Source organism: Lutispora sp. (assembly GCF_041687175.1).
GTDB lineage: Bacteria > Bacillota > Clostridia > Lutisporales > Lutisporaceae > Lutispora.
Genome location: NZ_JAWLCK010000109.1, coordinates 1 through 9069, shown reverse-complemented (window position 1 = coordinate 9069; position 9069 = coordinate 1). Strand labels below are relative to the sequence as shown.

Sequence of the window (9069 nt, the reverse complement as noted above, 5' to 3'; positions counted from 1 at the left end):
GCCTGCATATGAGAGTATATAATCACAGGACCCAGAAATTGAAAGCCTCTCTTTTTCATATCCATACTTATTCTCTCTGACAACTCCGTCTTTGCAGGAAGCTCTGATACGCTTTTCCAGTTGTTTATGACAGGCTTATGATCTACGAAACCCCATATGTAATTGCAGAAGCTGCCGAATTCTTTTTGAATCTCAAGAAACCTATTGGCGTTATTTATTGAAGCTCTGATCTTTCTTTCATTTCTTATAATGCCTTCATTTCTCATCAGTTCCTGTACTTTTTCTTCTCCGTAATTTGCCACTAATACAGGATCAAAATCATCATAGGCTTTTCTGTAGTTCTCTCTTTTTCTCAGTATTGTTATCCAACTCAGTCCAGCCTGGGCAGACTCCAGCACAAGGAATTCGAATTGCTTCCTGTCATCATAAACAGGCACACCCCATTCCTCATCATGATATTTTATGTACAATTCATCGTTACCGCACCAACTGCACCGTTTCATTGCACCCACTCCTTTAGTGTTTATTGTCATGTATGACAATTATTACAAATGGCATCTAGGAAATTATATCACTAATTTTTATAATCGTCCAATAGTTCATACAATGAAAAAAATGACGCCAATCATATTTAAATGATTAGCGCCATTGAACTTTTAGCTCTTTCTGCTATTTACTTATCTTATCTATGCCACCCATATAAGGTCTTAATACTTCCGGTATAAGGACACTTCCGTCTTCCTGCTGGAAGTTTTCCAGTATAGCTGCCACAGTTCTGCCTACTGCCACTCCTGAACCATTGAGAGTATGAACAAATCTAGCCTTATCCTTTGGATTTTCCTTGAATTTTATGTCTGCTCTTCTGGCCTGGAAATCCTCAAAGTTACTGCAGCTTGAGATTTCTACATATCTGTTGTAGCTAGGCATCCACACCTCCAAGTCATAGGTCTTGGCTGATGAAAATCCTATGTCTCCTGCACATAAGCATACAACTCTATATGGTAAGCCTAATAATTGAAGGATTCTCTCTGCATCATTGGTTAGTGATTCAAGCTCCTCATAGGAATGATCCGGATGAGCGAATTTCACCAGCTCAACCTTGTTAAACTGATGCTGTCTGATAAGCCCTCTGGTATCTCTTCCTGCTGAGCCGGCTTCTGCTCTGAAGCAAGCACTGTAGGCAGTATATTTTATTGGGAACTCTACTCCCTCCAATATCTCTTCTCTGTGTATATTGGTAACAGGTACTTCTGCTGTTGGTATAAGGTAATAATCGGTGTTGTTCACCTTAAACATATCCTCTTCAAATTTAGGCAGTTGTCCTGTCCCCTGCATGCTTTTGCTGTTAGCCATATAGGGGGGTAATATCTCAGTGTATCCATGAGCTATATGAGTATCAAGCATGAAGTTTATCAATGCTCTTTCAAGTCTTGCCCCTAGGCCTCTATAAAATGTAAATCTGGTACCTGTAACCTTTCCAGCTGTAGCAAAATCCAGTATTCCCAAATCCTCTCCAATATCCCAATGAGCTTTTGGTTCATAAGGGAATTTAGTAGGTTCTCCCCATTTTCTCATTTCTTTATTGTCTTCATCTGATTTGCCATCAGGTATGCTGTCATTAGGTGTATTGGGTATGGTCAAAAGCACTTGTGTGATTTTATCTTCTATTTCTCTTACCTTATCATCATCTTCTTTAATCTTATCAGAAACAACTTTCATCTCTGCAATTAAGTCATCAGCATTGCCCTTCGCCTTCTTGATCTTTGCGATTTCTTCGGATACTTTGTTTCTCTTGGCTTTCAGCTCTTCAACAGAAGCCAGCATATCCCTTCTCTTTTCATCCAGTTCCAGAATCTCAGAGATTCTATATTCCCCGCCTCTTCTTTTAAGCTTTCTTATGACTTCTTCAGGATTGGCTCTTATTTCTCTTATATCCAACATAATCTTTTCCTCCTTATTAATTTCTTAAAAAATAAAACCTTTCGCACCCATAAAGGGACGAAAGGTTATCCGCGTTGCCACCCTAGTTAGCAGCATGTGCTGCTCTCTCAAGTATTTAACGGTTTTCACCGTTCCTGCTCATCACAGTCTGCTCCGGGATGGAATTCAATGCCTTGCCCATCGGCTCCCACCAGCCGCCGACTCTCTTTATGGCAGTTACATTTACTTTTTCCCATCAATGCATTTCCAATATATGATTGTAATATATATTACTACTTATTATTGAAAATTTCAAGCAGTTTATACAAAAATGTTATCTAGTACGCCTTTGCTATATAGATCATATGCTCTGCCTTCTTACCGCAGAAGGGACATGTATCTCCCAAGTGCTCCTGTTCAAAGGGGAGACATCTTATAGTAGCTGCAGTTTCCTCCTTCAACTTGTCTTCGCATTCCCTGCTGCCGCACCACATGGTCTTTACAAATCCGGGAGTCTCTTTCATTATCTTCTTTATTTCTTCATAATCTGTAGTTGTATAGGTCTTTTCTTCTCTATTTTTTAATGCGTTATTAAACATGGTTTGATGAATATCGTCCAATATCTCCTGTATTTTTTCTGTCAAGCCCTCCATAGGCAATGTGAATTTCTCTAGTGTGTCTCTCCTTACTGCTGTAACCTGACCCTTCTCAATATCCTTGGGCCCTATCTCCAGTCTTAGAGGTACACCTTTCATCTCCCAATAGTTAAACTTCCAGCCTGGGCTGTAAGTATCCCTATCATCGAATTCCACTCTGAAGGTCTTAGCTAATTCATTCTTGATTTCCAACGCCTTATCCAATACACCTTCTTTATGGAAAGCTATTGGCAGAACTACAACTTGTATTGGTGCGACTCTAGGTGGCATCTTCAAGCCTCTATTGTCTCCATGGGTCATAATTATTCCGCCTATTAGTCTTGTTGAAACGCCCCAGGATGTACTCCAGCCATATTTCAATACGCCATCTCTATCCAGGTATTGAATATCAAACATCTTAGCAAAATTCTGGCCTAGATTATGGGATGTGCCTGCCTGTAAAGCCTTGCCGTCATGCATCATTGCTTCCATGGTATAGGTCTTGTTGGCACCTGCAAATTTTTCCTTTTCACTCTTTTGGCCAAGGATTACAGGCATAGCCAATTCATCCTCTGCCACTTGTCTGTATACTTCCAGCATCTTTAATGTTTCTTCCTGAGCCTCTTCCTCAGTGGCATGAACTGTATGGCCTTCCTGCCATAAGAATTCAGCGGTTCTAAGGAAGGGTCTTGTTGTCTTCTCCCATCTGATCACATTTGCCCATTGATTGATCAATACAGGCAAATCCCTATAGGATTGAACCCACTTGGAATACATGGTACAGATTATGGTTTCTGAAGTTGGTCTGATAAACAGCCTTTCAGCAAGCTCCTCATTACCTCCATGGGTAACCCACAAAACTTCAGGAGCAAAGCCTTCGAAATGATCTGCTTCCTTCTTTAAAAAGCTTTCCGGAATCAACAAAGGGAAATAAGCATTCTTGTGGCCTGTTTCTTTAAATCTTCTATCCGTAACCCTTTGTATCTCTTCCCATACTCCATATCCATAAGGTTTGATAACCATGCATCCTTTTACAGGCGCATAGTCTACCATATCAGTTTTAAGTATGACATCCGTATACCATTGGGAAAAATCCTCTTCCATTGGGGTAATCTCTTTTACAAAATCCTGCTCTTTTTTCTTTCCCATGAATTTTCACTCCTTCATTCAATATTTTATCCTAAAAAATAAACCTTCATCTCCATAATGGGACGAAGGTTGTGTTCGCGGTACCACCCAACTTAGCATGAATGCTCATGCCATCTCTAAGCCAGTAACGACGGCTCACCGGTTGATTCATCACCAACAACTCTGAGGTGGGTCGGAGTAGCTCTCACCTGAAAAACCTTTCAGCCTATGGGTTTTTCTCTCTATTGGTTTGCTTGCTCTTCTTTCCTCTTCATTGCCTAATATATTCAGGCTTATTATATATTATTGTGCAAATATCGTCAATAATATTTACTTTTGATCAAGAAGGTTTTTTCATTCCAGTTCATGTATAAACAGCCCACTTCTCAGCTTAGGCTCGAACCAGGTTGACTTGGGAGGCATTACTTTTCCAAGATCCGCTATTCTCATCAAATCCTCAACACTTGTAGGATAAAGGGAAAAGGCTACAGCCATGCCTTCCTCCACTCTTTTCTCCAGCTCTCCTAACCCTCTTATTCCTCCTACAAAATCAATTCTGTCATCAGTCCTCGGATCTTTTATACCTAGTATAGGGTTTAATAGATTATCCTGCAATATAGATACATCCAAGCTTCCCACTACATCTTTATCATCATAAGCACCCTCTTTAGCAGTAAGCTTATACCACCTATGGTTGAGATACATGCCGAAGTCGTGCTTTTTACCGGGCTTATACTGTCCCTTATCAGTATATTCCTCCACAATAAAGTTCTCTTTTACCTTTTCAATAAATTCCTCTATAGTATAGTTATTTAGATCCTTAACTACCCTGTTATAGTCCATTATTTTAAGCTGATTATGAGGAAACAACACTCCAAGAAAATAATTGAATTCTTCCTCACCGGTATAGCTTGGGTTTTCCTCTCTTTTCATCATAGCAACCTTTACAGCGGAGGCTGCCCTATGATGACCGTCGGCAATATATAAGTTATCTATATTCTGAAACAAATATATGAGCTTATCTATAACTCGTTGGTCTTCAATAGTCCAAACCATGTGGCCTATGCCATCTTCCGAGGTAAAATCATATATAGGTGAGTTATTTTTCATCCAATGCTCTATTATTTCATTTACCCCCTCCTCTGCCTTATACATTAGAAAAATGGGGCCTGTGTTTGCATTGCAATATTTTACATGATTTATTCTGTCCTGCTCCTTATCTGCCCGGGTATTTTCATGTTTCTTAATTCTATTATTGATGTAATCATCTACAGAAACACAGCCAACCAGACCAACTTGTTCATTGCCATCCATAACCTGTTTGTATATATAAAGCATATCTTGCTTATCCTTCATCAACCAACCTTTTTCCATCATCATATTAAGGTTATCTCTGGCTTTTTCATACACCCTCTTATCATGAATATCTATGGATTGATCAAGATCAATCTCAGCCTTGTCTACATGGAGGAAGGAATAAGGATTGTTACCAGCCTCCATCCTTGCCTCCTGACTATTCATCACATCATAGGGTAATGCTGCTATCTGCGAAGCAAGCTCCGCTATAGGCCTTACTGCCTTAAAGGCTTTCAACACAGCCATTTAACTCGCTCCCTTCATAGAAATCAAGAATAATTTCTACTATTTCCTCGCCTATTCTCTCCTGAGCTTCCATTGTAGAAGCTCCTATGTGAGGTGTACAGGATACCTTTTCATGGTTGCACAAAGGACAGTTTTTTGCAGGTTCTTCAACATATACATCCACCGCAGCTCCCGCCAGCTTATCATTATCCAAAGCTTCCAGCAGGGCTTCCTCATCCACCACTCCTCCTCTTGCACAGTTTATTAAATAAGCTCCATCCTTCATTTTAGCGATCTCTTCCCTTCCTATGACAGCTTTTCCTCCACTGTGAGGCACATGAAGTGTAACAAAATCGGAGCAAGCCAGCAAGTCATCCATAGCCATGTATTTATAGTCATTAAACTCCTTTAATTCTCCTGCTATGTCGGTATATATAACATTCATGCCTAGTGCCTTTGCTCTTTTGGCAGTTTCCCTGCCAATTCTTCCGAAGCCTATTACCCCTAAGGTTTTTCCAAAAATCTCAATGCCTTCATAGGCCTTCTTATTCCACTTCCCCTGTCTCATGGTAATATTGGAATGATGAATGTATCTTGCCAAATTAAACATATGTCCAATAACCAGCTCAGCTACAGAGGCACTGCTGGCATTGGGAGTATTTCTCACAATTATTCCTCTTGCTTTCGCATAATCCACATCTATATTATCTAAGCCTACACCACCTCGTATAATTAGCTTAAGTCTACCTGTTTCACAGGCAGCATCTATTATAGGTTTTCTAACCTTAGTAGCTGAACGAACTACCAATATATCAAATTCCTTTATCTCCTTTAGCAATTCCTCTGGTTCATAATGCTTTTCAACAATTTCAAATTCCATTTTTTTAAGCTTTTCTACAGCTGTTTTTTCCATTCCATCTGCAATCAATATTCTTAACATTATTTTACTCCTCTCCTTACTCACCTAAAATATAATCTATATTCTCCAATAATCCTTTAACATCATCCAAGTTATAGTCTCCCATGTGAGCTATTCTGAATGTTTTCTCCTTCAAATCCCCATAGCCGTTTGATATTGCATAGCCTCTATTGCCTAATTCCTTATTTAATGCGGCTACATTTATGCCTTTTGTATTCTTTATGGTAGTTAGTGTGTTTGACGCATATTTCTCATTTGGAAAAATTTCAAACTTCTCTTTAGCCCAGGCTCTGACATATTGGGCCATTTCCAAATGCCTTTGAAATCTATTTTCAAGACCCTCAGCCAAAATCTTATCCAATTGATAGTCCATGGCATACATTATGGATAGAGCTGGTGTTGATGGGTATTGGTGATCCTTTTTTTGTATATATTCATATAGTGCTAACAGGTCAAGATATACCCCTCTGAACTCCACCTGCTTTGCTGCCTCCACTGCCTTTTGTGACATGGATGCTATTGCCACTCCCGGAGGCAGGCTGAGACATTTTTGAGTTGATGTGATGCATATATCCACTCCCAGCTTATCCACCTCTATTTTGGTCCCTCCCATAGAACTTACAGCATCTAGGCACCATACCACTTCCGGATACTTTTTCATAACCTCTGATATTTCATAAACAGGGTTCATCACCCCCGTTGAGGTTTCATTATGAGTTATTGTGATCAAGTCATATTTACCCGTAGCAAGAGCTTCATCCACCATTTCCGGTGTTATGGCTTCTCCTGGCTCTACAGCAAACTTATCTGCAGCCACATTGTTTGATACCGCCATTTTATACCATCTATCTCCAAAGGCTCCTACAGAAAAAACTGCTGCTCTCTTTCTTGTACAGGACCTTATTGCTCCTTCCATGAGACCAGAGCCTGAGGATGTAGAGAGAAGGATTTGCTCCTTTGTATAGAAAACTTTTTGAAGTTTTTCACTTATTCTTCTTTGAAGACTGGAAGCCTCCTTAGACCTGTGGCCAATCATAGGTTTTGTCATTTGCTCCAATACATCTTGTGCCACATCAATGGGTCCTGGAATAAATAATTTTTTATGCATTTCTGTTTCCCCCTTTGAAAATTGTATATAAAAAAAGTCTTTCGCCCACCAAGGGACGAAAGACATACTTCCGTGTTGCCACCCAAGTTAACCATATCTCAATAAGGAATAGTAACTTCAATCATCTATGGGAAGTCTTTCGCACCTACTCCGCTGAATCTTAAATATCTAACTAAAAAAGCCTTTCATCCCATAAAGGGACGAAAGGCTGACTTCCGCGTTACCACCCAAATTGATCATATATGATCCTCTCTATGCAGTGTAACGGCTGCTCCCGTTTTGCTCATCGCAAACCCTCCAGGGTGGATAGGATAAAACCTCAGACCGACTCGCACCAACCGTCGGCTCTCTTTACTCAGTTTTTATCATTTTCCCTGTCATAGGTTTCGGCTATTGCGGATTATTATACACTGGTTTTTTTAAAAATGCAAGCCTATTTTTTATATTTTTATTAACTTTTATGTATAAATCTCTTATTTTATGAGAAAAATTTATTTAGAACTAAAGAAAACCAACCCAAAATACAAAAGATGAAGCCATAAAAAATAGCCCTGCCCCCGGGGCTATTTTTCTATGGCTATTTATCTCAATATATAGAAATACTCTTTATCGGAGCCAAAAATCATACCCTGAAACTTTTTTAATACTGTATCCTTAGTCCTGTCATATATATGAGTATTGTAGTAATCTTCATACAACTCATAGGCTATTATATTATTATCTCCCAGACCATATACAGAATAAGATAGATTTCCAGCTATAACATCCTCTATATTGTTGTTATTCATGTTGATAACATGCCCATCGCCATAAACCATATAGTTACCTTCTTCATCGTATTCTGCCTTCCTTACTACCAGAACATCACCTAAAAGGCTTGGATTAGAAGCATGCTCAACAATTACATTTGTCTTCTTATTCTTCAAATCTATGCTGTATATATTTACTTCATCATTTTCCTGACTGTATCCTTCCGATATGATAGTATTGTTATCCTTCCAATCATACTTCAAAGGAATGGGAAAACCGTCACTGCTGCTATGATAGAATACATCTTCAATAGTTTGTACAATATTCCCTTTAACATCGATGCAGTAAATATCCATCAGCCTGCTGCCTTCTTCATGATAATCCTTATATTCAGATTTGAATACTGCTATCTGGCTTCCGTCAGGAGATATCTCAGCACCTAAAATATAATCCATTTGAATTGGAGCATATTCAAAAATAACCTTTCCCGGTTTGCCTTCCAATGCATCCTCCAAAGAATAGAAGAGTATCGTCTTGCTGGTATAAACTATAAAGCTTTTTCCATCAGGGAACCATTTAGCTCCAAATATCACTCCCTGAATATAATCAATTCCCTTCAGGAAGTGTTTCACTGTACCTTTATCCTTAAGCTCCAGAAGTATTGGTCTTATTGGATAAAAATCTCCTCCTGTATCCAGCACTCTATAGGCGAAAGCATACCTGCTATCTGGTGATATATCATCCAACTCTAATATTTCATCTTCTATAGGCATATCAGAAACAATATTGCCTTTTCCATCAGCCTTAGATATCTTCCTGGATTTTTGAACAAGGAAACCAAAGACCTTATTCATTTCGAATTCCTTGTATTCCTCACCTGTTGTGGTTTTTGCTCCATTGAAGCTTATAGGATATGATTGGCCTTCATACATGTCTTTAAAAACCACAGTTAAGTTTGAATCATCTTTCCAATCTACTTCTACTTTAGCCATATATTCTTCTGGTACATACCTGAAACCATCTATGAA

7 protein-coding genes and 2 other annotated features are annotated in these 9069 nt (G+C 39.1%); all 7 genes read right to left on the bottom strand.

Annotation, left to right across the window (positions count from 1 at the left end):
- A partial coding sequence (locus tag ACESM9_RS12660) for a DNA-3-methyladenine glycosylase I (RefSeq protein WP_372999225.1) occupies positions 1-503 on the bottom strand: 503 nt, incomplete at its 3' end.
- 166 nt (positions 504-669) lie between these two features.
- Positions 670-1941, bottom strand: coding sequence for a serine--tRNA ligase (gene serS / locus ACESM9_RS12655; RefSeq protein ID WP_372999222.1), 1272 nt, complete (start codon positions 1939-1941; stop codon positions 670-672).
- Positions 1942-1991: 50 nt separating this feature from the next.
- Positions 1992-2189, bottom strand: a binding site (T-box leader).
- A gap of 69 nt (positions 2190-2258) precedes the next feature.
- A complete protein-coding gene (proS, locus tag ACESM9_RS12650) occupies positions 2259-3704 on the bottom strand; it encodes a proline--tRNA ligase (RefSeq protein ID WP_372999219.1) in 1446 nt (481 codons plus the stop codon).
- Between the two features lie 333 nt (positions 3705-4037).
- Positions 4038-5285, bottom strand: a complete 1248-nt coding sequence (locus ACESM9_RS12645; RefSeq protein ID WP_372999216.1) for a DUF1015 domain-containing protein — start codon at positions 5283-5285, stop codon at positions 4038-4040.
- Positions 5263-6204, bottom strand: a complete 942-nt coding sequence (locus tag ACESM9_RS12640; protein WP_372999213.1) for a D-2-hydroxyacid dehydrogenase — start codon at positions 6202-6204, stop codon at positions 5263-5265. Before ACESM9_RS12640 ends, ACESM9_RS12645 begins: the two co-directional genes overlap by 23 nt.
- Positions 6205-6220: 16 nt before the next feature.
- A complete protein-coding gene (locus ACESM9_RS12635; protein WP_372999210.1) occupies positions 6221-7291 on the bottom strand; it encodes a pyridoxal-phosphate-dependent aminotransferase family protein in 1071 nt (356 codons plus the stop codon).
- 193 nt (positions 7292-7484) lie between these two features.
- Positions 7485-7681 (bottom strand) — a binding site (T-box leader).
- 191 nt (positions 7682-7872) lie between these two features.
- A partial coding sequence (locus ACESM9_RS12630; protein WP_372999207.1) for a hypothetical protein occupies positions 7873-9069 on the bottom strand: 1197 nt, incomplete at its 5' end.

What these genes read in the sequence shown, in the direction of transcription:
- serS (WP_372999222.1), bottom strand. Translation starts at nt 1,941, where the DNA reads ATGTTGGATATAAGAGAAATAAGAGCCAATCCTGAAGAAGTCATAAGA.
- proS (WP_372999219.1), bottom strand. Translation starts at nt 3,704, where the DNA reads ATGGGAAAGAAAAAAGAGCAGGATTTTGTAAAAGAGATTACCCCAATG.
- ACESM9_RS12645 (WP_372999216.1), bottom strand. Translation starts at nt 5,285, where the DNA reads ATGGCTGTGTTGAAAGCCTTTAAGGCAGTAAGGCCTATAGCGGAGCTT.
- ACESM9_RS12640 (WP_372999213.1), bottom strand. Translation starts at nt 6,204, where the DNA reads ATGTTAAGAATATTGATTGCAGATGGAATGGAAAAAACAGCTGTAGAA.
- ACESM9_RS12635 (WP_372999210.1), bottom strand. Translation starts at nt 7,291, where the DNA reads ATGCATAAAAAATTATTTATTCCAGGACCCATTGATGTGGCACAAGAT.